The following is an 18,353-nucleotide window of genomic DNA, read 5'->3' on the forward strand; positions in this document are numbered from 1 at the left end:
ATGTTCTAAATCAAGCTTACATCTTTTCTGGTGCTTCTACTCCCAGCAGACGCAGAGCTTCTTTGAGGACAACAGCTGTTGAGTAGCTGAGAGCCAGACGGCTGTCGCGCTCAGGGCTTTCATCCAGAATCCGTGTGTGCGCATAGTATTTGTTAAAGGCTTGGGCCAGGCTGATAGCATATTTGGCAATCAGTGATGGCTCATAGTTATCAGCAGCACGCTTGACAACACGACCGAAGTCTTGGAGCAGCTTGATAATTTCCCAGCTTTCTGGATCGTTCAGGCTGTATGTAGCCTCTGCATCTGGCTGGAAGTTCGCCTTGCGCAGGATAGACTGGATACGAGCATAGGCATACTGGATGTAAGGGCCTGTTTCTCCCTCGAAGGAAACCATAGCTTCCAGATCAAAGTCGTAACCATTGCGGCGGTCAGTTTTGAGGTCGTAGAACTTAACCGCTCCGACTCCAACTGCGCGAGCAACAGCTTCCTTGTTTTCCAAATCTGGGTTTTTAGCTTCGATCTGACTCTTAGCCCGGCTGATAGCTTCCAGCAGAGTTGGTTCGAGAAGGATGATATTTCCTTTACGTGTAGACAATTTTTGACGGTTCTTAGTCACCAGTCCGAAGTCAACGTGAATCATGTCATCGCTCCAGTCAAAGCCCATCTTTTTCAGAACGGCCTTGAGCTGTCTGAAGTGGTTGGCCTGCTCTTGACCTACAACATAGACATTTTTGACAAAGTTGTAAGTGCGAGCCCGGTAGATGGCTGTTGCGATATCACGTGTAATGTAGAGGGTAGCACCGTCTGATTTTTTAATCATAGCAGGCGGAAGGTTGAAGTCTTCCAAGTCTACAATGCTAGCTCCTTTGGATTCCTGCAGGAGACCCTTGTCTTCAAGGATTTGAATCCCTTCGTCCATCTTGTCGTTGTAGAAGGCTTCGCCGTTTAGACTGTCAAATTCGACACCTAGGAGTTCGTAGATACGGTTGAATTCTGTCAGACTTTCATCGCGGAACCATTGCCAGAGCTCAGTTGCTTCTGGGTCACCGTCTTCCAGCTTCTTGAACCAAAGGCGGCCTTCTTCATCCAGAGATGGGTCGTTTTCAATCTCGGCATTGATACGCACGTAGAGTTTGAGGAGCTCGTCAATAGGGTTAGCTTCAACAGCTTCCTGGCTTCCCCACTTCTTATAAGCTACCATAAGGAGGCCGAACTGTTTGCCCCAGTCTCCCAAGTGGTTGACTTTAATGGTGTTGTAGCCAATCTTGCGGAAGATGTTGGAAAGAGCGTCACCGATAACAGTAGAGCGCAAGTGGCCGACTGAGAAAGGCTTGGCAATGTTTGGGCTGGATAGGTCAATGGTAACATTTTTTCCATTTCCTTCGTTCTGCTGGCCGTAGTCAGCTCCGTCTTTGATGACTTCTTTGATAACTTGGCCAGAAATTTCAGCCTTGCTGAGGAAAAAGTTGACATAAGGACCAGTCGCAACGACTTTGTCAAAATGCGCTGTATCAATCTTTTCAGCGATATCAGCAGCGATGATTTGAGGAGCTTTGCGCTCAGTCTTTGCCAGAGAAAAGGCTGGGAAGGCGATATCGCCAAGTTCAGAGCTCTTTGGCTGCTCCAATAAATTTAAAATAGCGTCTTGATCAAGGCTGTCAATAACCTTGGCCAATTCGCCGGCAATCAACTGTTTGTTATCCATATTTGCTCCTTTGTGTCTTTTGTTATTATTTTATCACATTTTTCAAGGAATCTTCAATTTTTTTGGGAATAATTTTTGGGCTAATAGGAATTTTTCTGATATAATAAGAGAGATAAGAACCTGTATTTATAGATGAGTTTTCCATCTAAATGCTTCCTTCTCTGACACTCTTGGTTAAAGTTTTTTTGTTTATTCTCAGTATTCCTGCAAATCTTTGCCTAGATTGATGGAGAAGCAGTCTTTGATCGGATGGAGTGCCCTTCATGAATGCAGCTTCTAAATATTCAATAATGAGGTAAAAATGAGAAAGAATGACCGTCATCAGTTAGTCAAAACGATGATTAAGGAGGAAAAGCTAGGAACGCAAAAGGAGATTCAGGATCGTCTGGAAGCGCAAGGGATTTATGTGACGCAGACTACCCTGTCGCGTGACCTCCGTGAAATCGGCCTGACTAAAGTTAAGAAGAAGGGGCTGACTTATTATGTTTTGGCGCATGAGACTGAAGAGATTAATTTTATAGAGTTTTTAGCCAAGCATGTGGAGAGTGTAGCTAGGGCAGAGTTTAGTCTGGTTCTTCGTACGGGCCTGGGAGAGGCAACAGTGCTAGCCAATGTCGTGGATAACTCGTTCGATAGCCGTATTCTGGGAACCGTTGCGGGTGCCAATACTCTTTTAGTGGTTTGCCGGGATCAGGCAGCTGCTCAGGAGATTGAAGAGCAAATACAGGAAGTGATGTAGGAGTCACAGTTTTTTCAGGAAAAATGGAGAGGTTTGAGACGGAAGTCCTGACCTCGTTTGTTTTTAGAAAGGATAGAGATGGCAGTAGAAAAGTTATCGCCAGGCATGCAGCAGTATTTGGATATCAAAAAGGACTATCCAGATGCTTTCTTGCTCTTTCGGATGGGGGATTTCTATGAGTTGTTTTATGATGATGCGGTCAATGCCGCCCAGATTTTAGAGATTTCTCTCACCAGCCGCAATAAAAATGCTGAAAACCCCATTCCCATGGCTGGAGTTCCCTATCATTCGGCACAGCAGTATATTGATGTTTTGGTCGAGTCAGGCTATAAGGTAGCGATTGCGGAGCAGATGGAAGATCCCAAGGAAGCCAAGGGCGTTGTTAAGCGGGAGGTCGTTCAGGTTATCACACCGGGGACGGTGGTAGACTCCAGTAAGCCGGACTCTGCTAATAACTTTCTGGTGGCTCTGGATTACTCGGATAGCCTCTATGGTCTGGCTTATATGGACTTGGTGACCGGTGAGTTTCAGGTGACTAGTTTAGAGGACTTTAGCTTGGTCTGCGGGGAAATCCGCAATTTGAAGGCTAGGGAAGTGGTGCTGGGCTATGCCTTGCCAGAAGCTGAGGAGCAGGTCTTGGCTGGGCAGATGAACCTTTTGCTGTCCTATGTACAGACAGCCTTGGATGATGTTCAGCTGCTGGGCGAGGAGCTGTCTCCTATGGAACGTCAGGCTGCGGGGAAATTGCTGGAGTATGTGCACCGGACCCAGATGAGGGAGCTCAGCCATTTAAAGAAGGCTCAGCATTATGAAATCAAGGACTTCCTGCAAATGGACTATGCCACCAAGGCGAGTCTGGATTTGACAGAAAATGCTCGCTCGGGCAAGAAGCACGGCAGTCTTTATTGGTTGATGGACGAGACCAAGACGGCCATGGGAGGCCGCATGCTGCGCTCTTGGATCCAGCGTCCGCTGATTGATGAAGCGCGAATTAGCCAGCGGCAGAATGTCGTCGAGGTTTTTCTGGATCATTTCTTTGAGCGAAGTGATTTGACGGAGAGCCTCAAGGGAGTCTATGATATTGAGCGGCTGGCTAGTCGAGTGTCTTTTGGCAAGACCAATCCCAAGGATTTGCTGCAGCTGGCAGCTACCCTAGGCAATGTGCCTCAGATTAAGGCTATCTTGCAAGGAATCGGCAGCCCGCATCTGGCTCGTTTGATTGAGGGCCTGGATCCTATTCCAGAGTTGGCGGGCTTGATTAGCTCGGCCATTTCGCCGGATGCACCCCATATCATCACTGAGGGCAATATTATTCGGACCGGTTTTGATGAAACCTTGGATCAGTATCGGCTTGTGCTGAGGGATGGGACCGGATGGATTGCGGAGCTGGAAGTCAAAGAACGTGCTAACAGCGGCATCAGCAATCTGAAGATTGATTATAATAAAAAAGATGGTTACTATTTCCATGTGACCAATTCTCAGTTGGCTCATGTGCCTAGTCATTTCTTCCGCAAGGCGACCCTGAAAAATTCTGAACGTTTCGGAACGGAGGAGCTGGCCCGGATTGAGGGAGAGATGTTGGAGGCGCGTGAAAAATCTGCTAATTTGGAATACGAGATTTTCATGCGGATTCGCGAGGAAGCTGGCAAATACATCCAGCGCTTGCAGGCCTTGGCACAAACGCTGGCAGCTGTAGATGTCCTGCAGAGCTTTGCTGCGGTGGCAGAACAACTGCATTTGGTGCGCCCTGTCTTTACTTCGGAGCGCCGTCTGCAGATTGAAAAAGGTCGGCATGCTGTTGTGGAAAAGGTCATGGGAGCCCAAAGCTACATTCCAAATAGTATTCTGCTGGACCAGGAAACGGACATCCAGCTGATTACCGGGCCTAATATGAGCGGGAAATCGACTTATATGCGCCAACTGGCTATCATTGTCATTATGGCACAGATGGGTTCTTATGTGCCTGCTCAGTCTGCCAGTCTGCCTTTATTCGATGCGATTTTCACTCGTATCGGTGCAGCGGATGATCTGGTGTCCGGCCAGTCCACTTTTATGGTGGAGATGATGGAGGCCAATCGGGCCATTCGGCAGGCCAGCGAGCGTTCGCTCATTCTCTTTGATGAGCTGGGGCGTGGAACGGCTACTTATGATGGGATGGCGCTGGCTCAGGCTATTATCGAACATATTCATCATTATACTGGGGCCAAAACCCTCTTTGCCACCCACTATCACGAGCTGACAGCCTTAGAGGATAGCTTGGAGCATTTGGAAAATGTCCATGTGGCAACCTTGGAGAAGGATGGACAGGTGACTTTCCTGCATAAGATTGAGCCGGGTCCGGCAGACAAATCTTACGGAATCCATGTGGCGAAGATTGCCGGACTTCCTGAGAAATTACTGGAGCGGGCGGATAGCATTTTGAGTCATTTGGAGAGTCAGGATACAGAACTAGGATCAGATCTTCCTACCGAATCCAGACAAACATGGTCGCAAGTAGCAGAGCAGATGTCTCTTTTCGCAGAAGGAACGGAAAATCCAGTCCTGACTGAACTACGAGACTTGGACATCTACAATATGACTCCCCTGGAAGTCATGGCGGCGGTAGCCGAGCTCAAGAAAAAGCTCTAAAAACAAAGAGCAGACTTGTTAATGCCTCAAGTCTGCTCTTTTTATTTCTCACGATTTGCTAGACAAGCCGCTATTGATCTTTTGAATGTTGCGGTAGGTGTGGTAGTAGATAGCGCCTGAAATGATTAGATAGATAAGGGTGAATTCCCCGACGGCAGTCAGTGTCAGGCTGAGTATTTTTTCTCTTGGGAAAAATCCAGCTAGATTAGCTAAAAGTGCAAAGGTCAGAATCATCACACTATAGTGACTGACGATGGAGCGCACGATGCTCCAGTCTCTTTGGAAGAAGCTTCCACTCCATCTGAAAACAGCTCCCATGATAAACCAGACAAGCATGCAGTAGAGCATGATGAGGGAAACATGGACATGTTGGCTCAAAAAGAAGTGACCGATAGGGGAGCGAGGGTGCAGCGGTAGATAAGCTGGATTGTAAAAATAAGAAACAATCATGGAGAAGAAGAGACCGATGAAAATCCCTCCAATCCCTCCGAAAAAGAGTTCTTTAAGACGAGTTTTCATAATTGCAACCTTTCTTTGATAGATTTGAGATAACGGCGGGACGAGTATGTCTGGTCGCCGTTTTTCAGAAATATTTGAATCAGACCATTTGGAGTCAGCTTGAGGTGGCTGATTTGTCGGCTGTTGATAATCTCCGACTGAGAAATCTGCAGGAAATACTCCGGCAGGACCTGCAGCAACTGATAAAGAGCTTGTTGAGCTCGATAGCCGTCTTTTGCTGTTCGAACCTGAACCTGGCGATTTTCTGTATAGATTCGGTGGATTTCCTTAGCATCCAGCAGATAGATTTCATCTTCTTTTTTGACATGAATCTTGTCTTCTTTGCCTAGATGTTGAGCAAAGTGGACCAATTCCTGAATACTTTCTGTCATGAGGCGAGCCTCAATGCTAACGGAGTCTTCGGTAACTTGAGAATCGATTCTTAGCTTAACTTTCATAACTTCCTCCTTTCACCTTTATTAAACCGCAACTTAGCAGCGAAAACAAGCCCTTTTGTCTATGTGGCAGCTATTTGTGTCTATATGGTTTGGCTGGCGGGCAGAATGGTCAAGAAAAGGCTGCCTTCTGATAGAAAGAGCCCAATGTGTTATAATAGATAGCAGAACAAATACGGAGAAAATGATGTCAAAAATTATCGAACTTCCAGAAATTCTAGCCAATCAGATTGCGGCCGGTGAAGTCATTGAGCGGCCTAGCAGCGTGGTCAAGGAGCTAGTGGAAAATTCAATTGATGCGGGTGCCAGCCAGATTACCATCGAAATCGAAGAGGCTGGACTCAAGAGCATTCAGGTGACGGATAATGGCGAGGGAATAGACCACGAAGATGTCCCTCTGGCCCTTCGCCGCCATGCTACCAGTAAAATCAAGAAGCAGGCGGATCTCTTTCGGATTCGGACACTGGGTTTTCGTGGCGAGGCCATTCCTTCTATTGCTTCTGTCTCGCGTTTTACTATTGAGACAGCGACGGAAGCCGGCCAGCACGGGACTCTGCTGGTTGCCCAAGGTGGTGAGATTGAAGAGCATGTGCCTACTAGCAGCCCGGTGGGAACGAAAATCAAGATAGAAGATCTCTTCTTCAATACTCCAGCCCGGCTCAAGTATATGAAGAGCCAGCAGGCTGAGCTGTCCCATATCGTTGATGTGATTAATCGGCTCAGTCTGGCCCATCCGGAGGTGGCTTTCACCCTTGTCAGCGACGGCCGCGAAATGACAAGGACTGCCGGTAGTGGCAATCTACGTCAGGCTATTGCGGGAATCTATGGTCTGGCAACAGCTAAGAAAATGGTGGAAATCTCTGCTTCAGATCTGGACTTTGAGGTGAGCGGCTATGTCAGTCTGCCCGAGCTGACTCGTGCAAATCGTAATTATATTACGATCCTTATCAACGGTCGCTATATTAAGAATTTCCTGCTCAATCGTGCTATTTTGGACGGCTACGGCAGCAAGCTGATGGTAGGACGCTTTCCACTCGCGGTCATCAATATTCAGATTGATCCTTATCTGGCCGATGTCAATGTCCATCCGACTAAGCAAGAGGTGCGGATTTCTAAAGAGCGGGAACTCATGGCCTTGATTTCGCAAGCCATTGCGACTAGTCTCAAGGAGCAGGACCTTATCCCTGATGCTTTGGAAAATCTAGCCAAATCAACTGTTAAGCGTGCGACTAAGCCCGAACAGACCAGTCTTCCCCTTAAAGAAAATCGCCTCTACTACGATAAGGAGCAGAATGACTTCTTCCTCAAGCCGCAGGTGGCCGAGCAACAACTATCCTTTGAAGAATCAGCGGAGCCTATTCATGAAGCGACCGATGAAAAAGCAGAGTCGCAACCGACTTCAGTCAAATTTGCAGAGAGAAAGCTGGCCAGCTATGACCAACTAGACCATCCAGAGCTAGATCAAGCCAGTCTGGAGCGGGCTGTGGATAAGTTGGAACAGGAAGAGAAGTCAAGCTTCCCAGAGTTAGAATATTTCGGCCAGATGCATGGCACTTATCTATTTGCTCAGGGCAAGGGCGGTCTTTACATTATTGACCAGCATGCTGCTCAAGAGCGGGTCAAGTATGAGTATTATCGGGAGAAGATTGGGGATGTGGACAATAGCCAGCAGCAGCTCTTGGTGCCTTATATCTTTGAATTTCCAGCGGACGATATGCTGAGAATCAAGCAGCGGATGGAGCTGTTAGAAGACGCTGGCATCTTTTTAGAAGAGTACGGAGCCAACCAGTTTATCCTCCGTGAGCATCCCATTTGGTTCAAGGAAGAGGAGATTGAGGCCGGCATCTATGAGATGTGTGATATGCTTCTCCTGACCAAGGAAGTTTCCATCAAGAAATATCGAGCAGAGCTAGCCATTATGATGAGCTGCAAACGCTCCATCAAGGCCAATCACAGTCTGGATGACTACTCTGCGCGTGACTTGCTCTTTCAGCTGTCCCAGTGTGACAATCCCTATAATTGCCCACACGGTCGGCCGGTCTTGGTCAACTTTACCAAGTCAGATATGGAAAAAATGTTCCGTCGCATTCAGGAAAATCATACTAGCCTGCGGGAGTTGGGGAAATACTAAACTTTATAGAAGATAAAACAGCCCTAGTCATAGAACTAGAGCTGTTTTTGATGTTTGAGCTGAACTTGTGTTCCAGCAAGCAAATCAGCTGGATGGCGTTTGTCCTTGCGAAGCAGTCCCATCATCAGAAAGATCAAGAAGAGAATACCTGCTGAAGTTGACAAGAAAATTGACAGGGCATCTGCTTGATAAGCACTACGAATAGCTCCCATATGTCCCAACTGCCAAGGGAAAAACTTGATAGCAGAGCGCAAAAGGCTGTGGGCAAGGCTCCTATGTTTGTAAACTAACTGTAAACCTGCCCAACGCTTGCCAAAACTGCCTTTTCTATAGTCTAGCCAAGCAAAGATGATAGTTAGAGGAAGAACGGAGGTAGAAAAAGCCAGAAGCTGGCTCTGGACTTCAGTGAATGCAGGAATGCCTCCTAGAACCAGATTGTAACAGCCCATAGCTAGTAAAAAAAGAGCAATGAGATAGAATGAGATGAAGAGCCAGTCTCCAAGCAGCTCTTTCAGACGAGTTTTGACAGGTATGGGATTGTCAGTTTTTAGTTTCATCTTTAGCACCTTCTTTCTTAAAATCATCAAGGCCGATAACCTTGTCCAGATACTTTTTCTTAATCTTTAGCGCCTTGCTAATAGCCATTGCGGATGCGACTAAGAGGAAGAAGGATAGCCAGACCAGGGCAGTGAATTTTGCTGGAAAGCTAGAACCTGCGAAAAAGAGAAAGATAGCCAGGGCTGATACAAAAATATATAGAACCTGCCAGAAGCCATAAGATTTTACTTCCTTGTAGTAGCGATTTTTTTCGTCTTCTGAGAGGACGGGTTTTATTTCAGGCTTGTCACTGTCTTCTAAAAGCAGATAATCTGTCGTCACCTGGAAAATCTTGCTCAGCTCTACAACTTTTTCGAGTTCTGGCAGCGCTTGGCCAGACTCCCACTTGGAAATGCTTTGGCGAGAGACATTGATTTGTTCAGCCAGTTTTTCTTGTGACCAGCCTTTTTCTTTTCTTAGTTCAAATAATTTATCGGCGAGTTTCATGATTGCAGCCTCCTTTTCTTTGCTAACTCTATCCTAACAGCTTTTATTTATCTTGAGAATACAGCTTCCTGTACATTTTGTCAACCGCTGGTTGCACTTCTATTTGCAGTTTCCAGACAGAAAATATGATATACTAGATAGGCAAAATGATACAAAAAGAAGGAAGATTATGTACGAATATTTTAAAGGAATCATCAGCAAGATTACAGCCAAATACATTGTGTTGGAAGTCAACTCTATCGGCTATATTCTTCATGTGGCCAATCCTTATGCTTACTCAGGGCATCTTCATCAGGAAGCCAAGGTCTATGTACACCAGGTGGTGAGAGAAGACGCGGAGCTCCTTTACGGCTTTGCGACTGAGGAGGAGAAGCAACTCTTTCTCAGCTTGATTTCAGTCTCAGGTATTGGCCCAGTGTCTGCTCTGGCTATTATTGCGGCGGATGATAATGCTGGCTTAGTACAAGCCATTGAGCAGAAAAACATCACCTACCTGACTAAGTTTCCTAAGATTGGTAAGAAGACAGCCCAGCAGATGGTGCTGGACTTGGAAGGCAAAGTAGTGGCGGCAGATGGTCCAGCAGAAAGCAAGGCGCCCGTCCAGACTGCGGATAATCAGGAGCTGGAAGAAGCCATGGAAGCCATGCTGGCTCTGGGCTACAAAGCTGCTGAACTCAAGAAAATCAAGAAATTCTTTGAAGGAACGACGGATACAGCAGAAAACTATATCAAGTCTGCTCTTAAGATGTTGGTGAAATAGGAGAAAGTTATGACTAAACGCTGCGGTTGGGTAAAGATGAACACTCCTTTATATGTGGCCTATCATGATGAGGAGTGGGGCAAACCCCTCCATGATGATCAGAAGTTATTTGAATTGCTCTGCATGGAGACCTATCAGGCTGGACTTTCTTGGGAAACCATTCTGAATAAACGTCAGGCTTTTCAGGAAGCTTTTCATTTCTATGATGCCCAGAAAATTGCTCAGATGACGGATGCAGATCTGGATGGTTTGTTGGACAATCCTGACATCATCCGTAACAAGATGAAGATTTATGCAACTAGGGCTAATGCCCAAGCTTTTTTGGCTGTTCAAAAGCAGTTTGGCTCTTTTAATGACTATATCTGGTCCTTTGTCGGTTTCAAAACGATTGACAATCAAATTACGAACTACAAGGAAGCACCTACTAAGACAGAGCTGTCAGAAACTATGTCCAAGGCGCTGAAAAAGCAAGGCTTCAAGTTTGTCGGTCCAGTTTGTGTCTATTCATTCCTAGAAGCAGCTGGACTTATCAATGACCATGAAAAGGGTTGTGACTGGAAGTAGAATGATGAAAACCAGAAAATTTCAGCTTATTTTTATTTCTCTCTATTCAATTCTATTTATAGGCAGAGGGTTGCAGCTTATTGGTCAAAAATGGCTGAATTATCTGCTTCATTTCCTTATTGACCATAATTAAATGAAAACCTAGAAGTTCCAGACCTCTAGGTTTTTTTGTTATTCTCTTTATATCCTTACTCTCCTTTCTGCATCCAAATCTTTTCCTTGATAAAGATGCGTAATTCATAGAAAAGCATAAAGAGGGTGGAGATGAGGAAGCCAGCCATAAAGATATGATGCAAATAGGCAAAAATAGCAATCTCAACCAAAACGGAGAAGAGATAGAAAATGACTAAATAATGCCATTTCTTAGCCTTACTATCTTCGATGACCTTTTTCTCCAAGCGCTCATCCTCCTTGATGAGTGTGTCCAGACTGATATCGAACTCCCGACTGATAGCGATGAGATTTCCAATATCAGGGATACCTTTTTCGCTTTCCCAGCGGGCAATGGCGGAGCGGGAAACCTTGAGTCTTTCCGCCAAAGCCTCCTGAGTGAGTTGATTTTGTTGACGAATATCTTTGAGAACTTGTGAAATTTTCATGATGATCTCCTTTCTTCAAATAAAATTATTTAGATGATTTTATTTTTTCATCTTTATTATAAAAATAATGAAACCATTTGCCAATAGCATTTCCCTAACAATCTAGTTATTCTGCATAACACCAGTCCTTTTTAAAAGTTTTTCACAGCATGTTGACAAGTTTGTCAAGGAGCTTGACAGCTCTTTTTATTTCTTGAAATGAAAATCAACTTTTTTAAGATTTTTTGTGATAAAATAAAGCCAATTCCGAATAGTAAGATAGGAGGTTTTATGAAAGCAGAAATTATTGCTGTGGGCACCGAGATTCTGACAGGTCAGATTGTCAATACCAATGCCCAATTTTTATCTGAAAAACTGGCGAGTCTAGGGATTGATGTTTATTTTCAAACAGCAGTGGGGGACAATGAAAATCGTCTCCTCTCTGTTTTGGAAATTGCTCAAGGGCGTAGTAATCTGATTATCCTAACAGGAGGCTTGGGGCCAACAGAGGATGATTTGACCAAGCAGACCTTGGCTAAGTTCTTAGGACGTGAGCTCATTTTTGACTCACAGACTGTGGAAAAGCTGGATCGCTTTTTTGCTAGTCGACCAGATTATGCTCGAACTCCCAATAATGAGCGTCAGGCCCAGCTGGTCGAAGGCTCAACTCCGTTACCAAATGCGACCGGCTTAGCTGTCGGAGGATTGTTAGAAGCAGACGGAGTGACCTATGTAGTCCTGCCTGGCCCGCCTAGTGAGCTCAAGCCCATGGTCAATAACGAGCTGGTTCCCCTCTTATACACAGGTCAGAAATTGTATTCACAGGTGCTGCGCTTCTTTGGTATCGGCGAGAGTCAGCTAGTGACTATTTTGTCAGAGATGATTGAGCAGCAGAGTGACCCCACCATTGCTCCTTATGCAAAGACAGGGGAAGTTACCCTGCGACTGTCCACCAAGGCTCTGAGTCAGGCAGAAGCCGATACCAAGTTTGAGGCTGTGGAAAAGGAAATTTTGGGACACAAGACTTTTGACGGACAGTCGCTGTCAGAGATTTTCTATGGTTATGGGGATGACAATTCCTTGGCACAGGTGGCTTTTGAGTTGCTGAAGAGTCAAGGGAAGACGATTTCGGCGGCGGAGAGTCTGACAGCTGGCCTCTTTCAAGCGACCTTGGCTGATTTTGCTGGAGCCTCTTCCATTTTTTCAGGTGGCTTTGTCACCTACAGCATGGAGGAAAAGAGCCGGATGCTGGATATTCCGTTGGGAGACTTGGAGAAGCATGGAGTTGTTTCAGCTTTTACGGCAGGGAAAATGGCAGAGCAGGCTAGAAAGCTGACCGAAAGTGACCTAGCTGTCAGTCTGACAGGTGTGGCTGGTCCAGAGTCACTGGAAGGCCATCCAGCAGGGACCGTTTTTATCGGCTTAGCTAGTGCTGCTGGAACAGAAACTATTAAGGTCAATATTGCTGGACGCAGTCGGCGTGATGTGCGGAAAATTGCTGTTCTGCACGCCTTCAACCTAGTACGAAAAACTTTATTAAATAGCTGATTTTTGGTATAATGACGAAGATGGCCAAAAGACATTTTAGAAAAAACAGGAGAAATAAATGGCAAAGAAACAAAAAAAATTAGACGAAATCTCAAAGAAATTCGGCGATGAGCGCCAAAAAGCCTTGGATAATGCTCTTAAAAACATTGAAAAGGACTTTGGTAAGGGAGCTATTATGCGTCTTGGCGAGCGGGCAGAGCAAAAGGTTCAAGTTATGAGTTCTGGCTCTTTGGCCTTGGATATTGCCCTTGGCGCTGGGGGTTATCCTAAGGGACGGATTATTGAAATCTATGGTCCAGAGTCTTCTGGTAAGACAACCGTTGCTCTTCACGCAGTTGCTCAAGCGCAAAAAGAAGGTGGTATCGCAGCCTTTATCGATGCTGAGCATGCTTTAGACCCGTCATACGCGGCTGCTCTGGGTGTCAATATTGATGAGTTACTGCTGTCTCAACCTGATTCTGGAGAACAGGGACTGGAAATTGCTGGTAAGCTGATTGACTCAGGTGCGGTGGACTTGGTGGTTGTGGACTCAGTTGCAGCCCTTGTACCGCGTGCAGAAATCGATGGCGATATCGGTGACAGCCATGTCGGTTTGCAGGCTCGGATGATGAGTCAGGCTATGCGCAAGCTGTCTGCTTCTATCAACAAAACGAAGACGATTGCAATTTTCATTAACCAGCTGCGCGAAAAAGTTGGCGTAATGTTTGGTAATCCTGAAACAACACCAGGTGGCCGTGCACTGAAGTTCTATGCTTCTGTCCGTTTAGATGTCCGTGGTAATACTCAAATCAAGGGAACTGGTGATGAGAAGGATACCAATGTTGGTAAAGAAACCAAGATCAAGGTTGTTAAAAATAAGGTTGCTCCGCCATTCAAGGAAGCCTTTGTAGAAATCATGTACGGGGAAGGTATTTCTAAGACAGGTGAGTTGATTAAGATTGCGACTGATTTGGATATCATCAAAAAAGCTGGTGCTTGGTACTCCTACAATGATGAAAAGATTGGTCAAGGAACTGAAAATGCTAAGAAGTACTTGGCTGATCATCCAGAAGTCTTTGACGAAATTGACCGCCAGGTTCGTGTACGTTATGGTTTGATTGAAGGCGATGACTTGGCAGAAGCGGTTGGCAACAAGGCTGACAGCCCTGTGGAAACGATGGAAGAAGTGACTCTGGATTTGGACGATGCCATCGAAATTGAAGAGTAATTTTGCAAAATAGGTCGCAAGACCGATGGTTTTTGTGATATAATAGACTACGATATTAGTATCGTGTAGCGAAAGGAGTACTTACATGATCACAATCTATACTGTCTCAAGTTGTACTAGTTGTAAAAAAGCAAAAACCTGGCTAAACGCTCATCAATTAACTTATAAAGAACAAAATTTAGGCAAAGAAGGCATCACCAAAGAGGAACTTCTGGATATTTTAACCAAAACAGAAAATGGTATCGCGAGCATTGTTTCATCAAAAAACCGCTATGCTAAAGGTTTGGGTGTTGACATTGAGGAATTAAGTGTCAACGAAGTTCTTGACATCATCATGGAGACCCCACGTATTTTGAAAAGTCCCATTTTAGTGGATGATAAACGTCTCCAAGTTGGTTACAAAGAAGATGATATCCGTGCTTTTCTGCCACGTTCTGTTCGCAATGTTGAAAATGCAGAAGCTCGTCTGCGAGCAGCTCTTTAAACTTTGAATATAACTGAAAGAGTCGGGAAGAGAATCTCGGCTCTTCTTTTTGTTCAGGTTGATAGCAGTCTTTGGCGACTGGATGGATTGACAAGGAGCAGAACTGTGATACAATATCTCTGAGGAGGATGGAAGATGAAGAAAATTTTAGTAGGACTGGGATTGAGTGTGGCACTGTTAGCAGGCTGTGGACATAAAAAGACAGAGACGAATTCGAATGCGGCTGACAAGAAAGAAATCAGCAATAATCTGCCTATCATTGATAATGCCAAGCAGCAGGAAGTGATTACTCGGACGCTTGTTTTTCCAAAGGATGAACGAGGAAACCAGCAGAGTCAGACAGTAACTTATCAGGGAGAGCATTTTAAACGCTTGGTTATTGAAAGGCTGACTGCGACTGATGATGAGATGAAAGAAGCCATCAAGCAGATGGGGCTGGAGGAAGCGCAGAAGTCGCTCAATGAGTCACTGGAGCAGGATGCAGACTATGTGCAGGCTCGTGGACTTCAAGGTTTTAGCGGCTCAGTGACAATTTTGAATGAGAACGAGCTGAAAATGACTTCTACCTATGACTTTGAGAGTTTGGATATCGAAAAAGCAGCGGCTATGCCTTATTTTCAAAATCTCAAGTTCAAAGAAATGATTAAGCTGACGCCAGAAGAATACATCAACAATCTCCTGATGAATGGAGCAGAAGAGCAGAAATAAGCTGCTCTTTTTTATTACATTTTAATGACAGAGTGACAATCAGTTTGACAGCGCCGTTTTTATAATGATATGATAAAATCAGTTCAATATTGAAGGAGATAAGACATGAGAAAATTAATTGTCTTTTTGCTGACAGCTTTGGCAATCTTAACGGCTTGCAGTCAGCAGTCAAATAGCAGTTCATCCTCACAGGGAGGGGCTGGAAAAGGAGATATTGTCACTAAGTCCTATAAAACTGAGAAGCAATTAGAACATGGGAAAGAAACCAGAATCTTAACAGTCAGCTACAGCGGACAGAAGTATGAGAAGGTTATCCTGCATGTCAGCAAGGCTATTCCTGACAACATCAAGGAAGCTCTGTCAAAACAGGATGTTTCCACTGTAAAGAAAGAAATGCTGTCTTTGATCGAAGAAGCACTGGGTCTGAAAGAGGCGGTGAATATCACCGGTCTTGACTTGAAAACAGATATGACAGCTGAAGAGATTTCTCTGGAGATGACTATCGATCCTGAGAATCTAGACTACGAAGCAGCCAAAAAGCTTCCAAACTACGCGCAGCTGTTTGAGCAAATCGAGACCCTGAGTCCGGAAGAATTGCTTAACAAGTTTAAGGGAAGCGACGGTGTGGAAGTGCCGTCTTCAAATTAGGAAGTTTCCATCCAGTTCTCTGAAGAGAGCTGGATTTTTGCTGGATTTCAGAGCCAGACTTCGGATAAATATTAGCTAAAGCTTATTGAAAAATTAGGAGAATTCAGGTGAATTAAATTTGTGAAAAGCCTATAATTATGCTATAATAGGGATATTCTAAAGAAAGAGGGTGTAATTGTGGGATTTACAGATGAAACAGTACGTTTTAATCTCGATGATTCAAATAAAAAGGAAATTAGCGAGACTTTGACCGATGTCTACAAGTCGCTCAATGAAAAAGGATACAATCCAATTAATCAAATCGTGGGATACGTACTCAGTGGCGATCCTGCGTACGTACCTCGCTATAACAACGCCCGCAATCAAATCCGCAAATACGAGCGCGATGAGATTGTTGAGGAGTTGGTTCGTTATTATTTGAAAGGACAAGGCGTCGATCTCTAATGAGAATTATGGGATTAGATGTGGGCTCAAAAACGGTTGGGGTTGCCATTAGTGACCCTCTTGGTTTTACGGCTCAAGGACTGGAGATTATTCCGATTCATGAAGATAAGGGCGAATTTGGCCTAGAGCGCTTGAGCGAGCTGGTTAAAGAGTATAAGGTTGATAAGTTTGTTATTGGCCTGCCTAAGAATATGAACAATACCAGTGGGCCTCGAGTGGAGGCTAGTCAGGCTTATGGCCAGCGGGTTGCTGAGCTGTTTGGTCTGCCGGTTGACTATCAGGATGAGCGCCTGACGACGGTGGCTGCCGAGCGCATGCTGGTGGAGCAGGCGGACATTAGCCGCAGCAAGCGTAAGAAAGTCATTGATAAGCTGGCAGCGCAGCTGATTTTGCAGAATTATCTGGATCGAAATTTTTAGAAAAGAAATGAAGGAGACACTAGTATGACACATGATCATAACCATGACCACGAGCATGAAGAGCGTGAATTAATCACCTTGGTTGACGAGCAAGGAAACGAAACTTTATTTGAAATTCTTTTGACCATTGATGGTAAGGAAGAGTTTGGCAAGAATTATGTTCTTTTGATTCCGGCTAATGCGGAAGAAGATGAGAACGGTGAGGTAGAGATTCAAGCTTATTCCTTTACCGAAAATGAAGACGGTACAGAAGGCGACCTGCAGCCAATCCCAGAAGACTCAGATGCTGAATGGGATATGATTGAAGAAGTCTTCAACAGCTTTATGGAGGAGTAAGACTAGCCTAGTCTCATTTCCAGAAATGGACAAGTGCGGGTGAAAAGCTAGCTAAACTTGACAGAAGAAGGAGGTAGCCAAGACTCGGCTATTTTCTATCTCGTATCATAAACATTAGAAAGAGGAGCGAGTTGCAATTCAGATTTGAGTTCTGCTTCGCTGCTCTTTTTTGGGTAAGAAAATGAATGAAATTGAAGAATGGCTGAACAGCCGAATTGGTCTAAACTTTCGTTCGGGTCTGGGGCGGATGCAGCAGGCTGTAGCTCTTTTGGGAAATCCTGAGCGAAGCTATCCAACGATTCATGTAACTGGTACAAATGGCAAAGGTTCTACTATTGCTTTTATGCGTCAGCTGTTTGCGGGGCATGGTCGAAAGACAGGGAGTTTTACTTCGCCTCACATGATTAGTATTCATGATCGGATTTGTATCAACGGTCAACCGATTGCTCCAGCTGATTTTATCCGTCTGGGTCAGCAGGTGCAAAAGATGGAGCAAGAACTGCTCAAAAGTCATGACCAGCTGTCCTATTTTGAAATTCTGACCTTGATTGCCTTTCTCTATTTCAAGGAGCAGGAAGTGGACATAGCCCTGATTGAGGTGGGAATCGGCGGACTCTTAGACACGACTAATGTCATTACGGGAGATATTGCGGTCATCAGTTCTGTGGGCTTGGACCATCAGGAGACTCTGGGAAGGAGCTTGACGGCGATAGCAGAGCAAAAGGCAGGGATTTTCAAGACGGGGCGACCAGCGGTCATCGGGCCGCTGCCAGAGGAAGCGCGATTGGTTTGTGAACAGCGAGCTCAGGAGCTGGGAATAGAACTCTATCAGTATGGTCGTGATTTTTCTCTGACGAATCAGACTTTTTCCAATTCGACTAGGACCCTATCCAATCTTGAACTGGGTCTCAAGGGAGGCTATCAGGAGGAAAATGCAGCGCTAGCTCTGCAGGCATTCTTGCTCTTCATGCAGCAGCAGGGCTGGGAAATAGATTCTGCTAAGATTCGGACAGCCTTGCAGGAGACTCGATGGGCAGGGCGTTTGGAAGAAGCAAGCCCAGGTATTTATCTAGATGGGGCTCATAATCTGCCTGCGCTGGGAAGGTTAGTAGAGTTTATCCAGAGCCAGAATGACAAAGAGTGCTTGCTTCTTTTCGGTGCCCTCAAGCGTAAGGACTATAGCGCTATGCTGGCTTATCTGCGAGAGGCTCTGCCAGATGTTCAGTTGACGGTTACTTCCTTTTCTGACGGAGATTCCCTTGGTCAAGCCGAAGCGGAAGGCTTCTTCTACATAGAGGATTATCGTCAGCTTATTCAGAATTTTCAGGAGAGGCAAAACGATAATCAGCTGCTTTTCATTACGGGCTCTCTCTATTTTATTGCAGAAGTCAGAGCTTATTTGACAAGTTTATAAATTGACCGCCGGAGTCCTGCTTTGGTACAATAAAGACAGAAGA

20 protein-coding genes are annotated in these 18,353 nt (G+C 45.2%); 14 read left to right on the forward strand and 6 right to left on the reverse strand.

The window, feature by feature from the left end; all coding sequences use genetic code 11:
- Window positions 1–16: 16 nt before the first annotated feature.
- The gene (gene argS / locus QZ169_RS02455; RefSeq protein WP_295504684.1) at window positions 17–1,705 is read right to left on the reverse strand and encodes an arginine--tRNA ligase; all 1,689 of its coding nucleotides are present in this window, start codon (window positions 1,703–1,705) and stop codon (window positions 17–19) included.
- 301 nt (window positions 1,706–2,006) lie between these two features.
- On the opposite strand from argS, the gene argR reads away from it, so the two are divergent.
- Both argR and mutS read left to right on the forward strand, forming a co-directional pair.
- Window positions 2,007–2,444, forward strand: a complete 438-nt coding sequence (gene argR / locus QZ169_RS02460) for an arginine repressor (protein WP_295504686.1) — start codon at window positions 2,007–2,009, stop codon at window positions 2,442–2,444.
- A gap of 78 nt (window positions 2,445–2,522) precedes the next feature.
- Window positions 2,523–5,072, forward strand: coding sequence for a DNA mismatch repair protein MutS (mutS, locus tag QZ169_RS02465; protein WP_295504688.1), 2,550 nt, complete (start codon window positions 2,523–2,525; stop codon window positions 5,070–5,072).
- A 48-nt stretch (window positions 5,073–5,120) separates the two neighbouring features.
- Here mutS and QZ169_RS02470 read toward each other — a convergent pair whose 3' ends face one another.
- On the reverse strand, window positions 5,121–5,591 hold the full coding sequence (locus tag QZ169_RS02470) for a DUF3021 family protein (protein ID WP_295504690.1): 471 nt from the start codon (window positions 5,589–5,591) through the stop codon (window positions 5,121–5,123).
- Window positions 5,588–6,028, reverse strand: coding sequence for a LytTR family DNA-binding domain-containing protein (locus QZ169_RS02475; protein ID WP_125373081.1), 441 nt, complete (start codon window positions 6,026–6,028; stop codon window positions 5,588–5,590). Before QZ169_RS02475 ends, QZ169_RS02470 begins: the two co-directional genes overlap by 4 nt.
- Window positions 6,029–6,212: 184 nt before the next feature.
- Here QZ169_RS02475 and mutL point away from each other — a divergent pair, with 184 nt between their 5' ends.
- Window positions 6,213–8,156 (forward strand): DNA mismatch repair endonuclease MutL, encoded by a 1,944-nt coding sequence (gene mutL / locus QZ169_RS02480; RefSeq protein ID WP_295504694.1) that lies wholly within the window; start codon window positions 6,213–6,215, stop codon window positions 8,154–8,156.
- A 35-nt stretch (window positions 8,157–8,191) separates the two neighbouring features.
- Here the strand turns inward: mutL and QZ169_RS02485 are convergent, their stop codons facing one another.
- On the reverse strand, window positions 8,192–8,713 hold the full coding sequence (locus tag QZ169_RS02485; protein ID WP_295504696.1) for an RDD family protein: 522 nt from the start codon (window positions 8,711–8,713) through the stop codon (window positions 8,192–8,194).
- Window positions 8,697–9,200, reverse strand: coding sequence for a helix-turn-helix domain-containing protein (locus QZ169_RS02490; RefSeq protein WP_295504699.1), 504 nt, complete (start codon window positions 9,198–9,200; stop codon window positions 8,697–8,699). The genes QZ169_RS02485 and QZ169_RS02490 overlap by 17 nt, the downstream gene beginning before the upstream one ends.
- 169 nt (window positions 9,201–9,369) lie before the next feature.
- Between QZ169_RS02490 and ruvA the strand changes: the two genes are divergently transcribed.
- Together ruvA and QZ169_RS02500 are read left to right on the forward strand one after the other, a co-directional pair.
- Window positions 9,370–9,960 carry a Holliday junction branch migration protein RuvA gene (ruvA, locus tag QZ169_RS02495; RefSeq protein ID WP_268726553.1) on the forward strand — a complete coding sequence of 197 codons (591 nt, stop codon included), beginning with the start codon at window positions 9,370–9,372 and terminating at the stop codon, window positions 9,958–9,960.
- A 9-nt stretch (window positions 9,961–9,969) separates the two neighbouring features.
- The gene (locus QZ169_RS02500) at window positions 9,970–10,524 is read left to right on the forward strand and encodes a DNA-3-methyladenine glycosylase I (protein ID WP_295504704.1); all 555 of its coding nucleotides are present in this window, start codon (window positions 9,970–9,972) and stop codon (window positions 10,522–10,524) included.
- Window positions 10,525–10,712: 188 nt separating this feature from the next.
- Here the strand turns inward: QZ169_RS02500 and QZ169_RS02505 are convergent, their stop codons facing one another.
- Window positions 10,713–11,123 (reverse strand): helix-turn-helix domain-containing protein, encoded by a 411-nt coding sequence (locus tag QZ169_RS02505; protein WP_002928327.1) that lies wholly within the window; start codon window positions 11,121–11,123, stop codon window positions 10,713–10,715.
- A gap of 270 nt (window positions 11,124–11,393) precedes the next feature.
- On the opposite strand from QZ169_RS02505, the gene QZ169_RS02510 reads away from it, so the two are divergent.
- The 9 genes from QZ169_RS02510 to QZ169_RS02550 all read left to right on the forward strand — a co-directional run bounded on the left by QZ169_RS02510 (window position 11,394) and on the right by QZ169_RS02550 (window position 18,310).
- Complete coding sequence (locus tag QZ169_RS02510; RefSeq protein ID WP_295504706.1) at window positions 11,394–12,650, forward strand: competence/damage-inducible protein A; 1,257 nt, start codon at window positions 11,394–11,396, stop codon at window positions 12,648–12,650.
- 58 nt (window positions 12,651–12,708) lie between these two features.
- Window positions 12,709–13,857 carry a recombinase RecA gene (gene recA, locus QZ169_RS02515; RefSeq protein ID WP_295504708.1) on the forward strand — a complete coding sequence of 383 codons (1,149 nt, stop codon included), beginning with the start codon at window positions 12,709–12,711 and terminating at the stop codon, window positions 13,855–13,857.
- 85 nt (window positions 13,858–13,942) lie between these two features.
- On the forward strand, window positions 13,943–14,341 hold the full coding sequence (spx, locus tag QZ169_RS02520; RefSeq protein ID WP_002894078.1) for a transcriptional regulator Spx: 399 nt from the start codon (window positions 13,943–13,945) through the stop codon (window positions 14,339–14,341).
- Between the two features lie 135 nt (window positions 14,342–14,476).
- Complete coding sequence (locus tag QZ169_RS02525) at window positions 14,477–15,049, forward strand: SP0191 family lipoprotein (RefSeq protein WP_009660169.1); 573 nt, start codon at window positions 14,477–14,479, stop codon at window positions 15,047–15,049.
- Window positions 15,050–15,154: 105 nt separating this feature from the next.
- A complete protein-coding gene (locus QZ169_RS02530) occupies window positions 15,155–15,697 on the forward strand; it encodes a hypothetical protein (RefSeq protein WP_268687733.1) in 543 nt (180 codons plus the stop codon).
- Window positions 15,698–15,874: 177 nt separating this feature from the next.
- Complete coding sequence (locus QZ169_RS02535) at window positions 15,875–16,141, forward strand: IreB family regulatory phosphoprotein (protein WP_002894075.1); 267 nt, start codon at window positions 15,875–15,877, stop codon at window positions 16,139–16,141.
- Window positions 16,141–16,560 carry a Holliday junction resolvase RuvX gene (gene ruvX, locus QZ169_RS02540; protein WP_295504713.1) on the forward strand — a complete coding sequence of 140 codons (420 nt, stop codon included), beginning with the start codon at window positions 16,141–16,143 and terminating at the stop codon, window positions 16,558–16,560. The genes QZ169_RS02535 and ruvX overlap by 1 nt, the downstream gene beginning before the upstream one ends.
- 24 nt (window positions 16,561–16,584) lie before the next feature.
- Window positions 16,585–16,896: a DUF1292 domain-containing protein gene (locus QZ169_RS02545; RefSeq protein WP_002894073.1), complete on the forward strand. Its 312-nt coding sequence runs from the start codon at window positions 16,585–16,587 to the stop codon at window positions 16,894–16,896.
- 181 nt (window positions 16,897–17,077) lie between these two features.
- Window positions 17,078–18,310 carry a folylpolyglutamate synthase/dihydrofolate synthase family protein gene (locus tag QZ169_RS02550; RefSeq protein ID WP_295504715.1) on the forward strand — a complete coding sequence of 411 codons (1,233 nt, stop codon included), beginning with the start codon at window positions 17,078–17,080 and terminating at the stop codon, window positions 18,308–18,310.
- The last annotated feature ends 43 nt before the right edge of the window (window positions 18,311–18,353 follow it).

Source organism: uncultured Streptococcus sp., from assembly GCF_905372115.1.
Taxonomy (GTDB): Bacteria; Bacillota; Bacilli; order Lactobacillales; family Streptococcaceae; genus Streptococcus.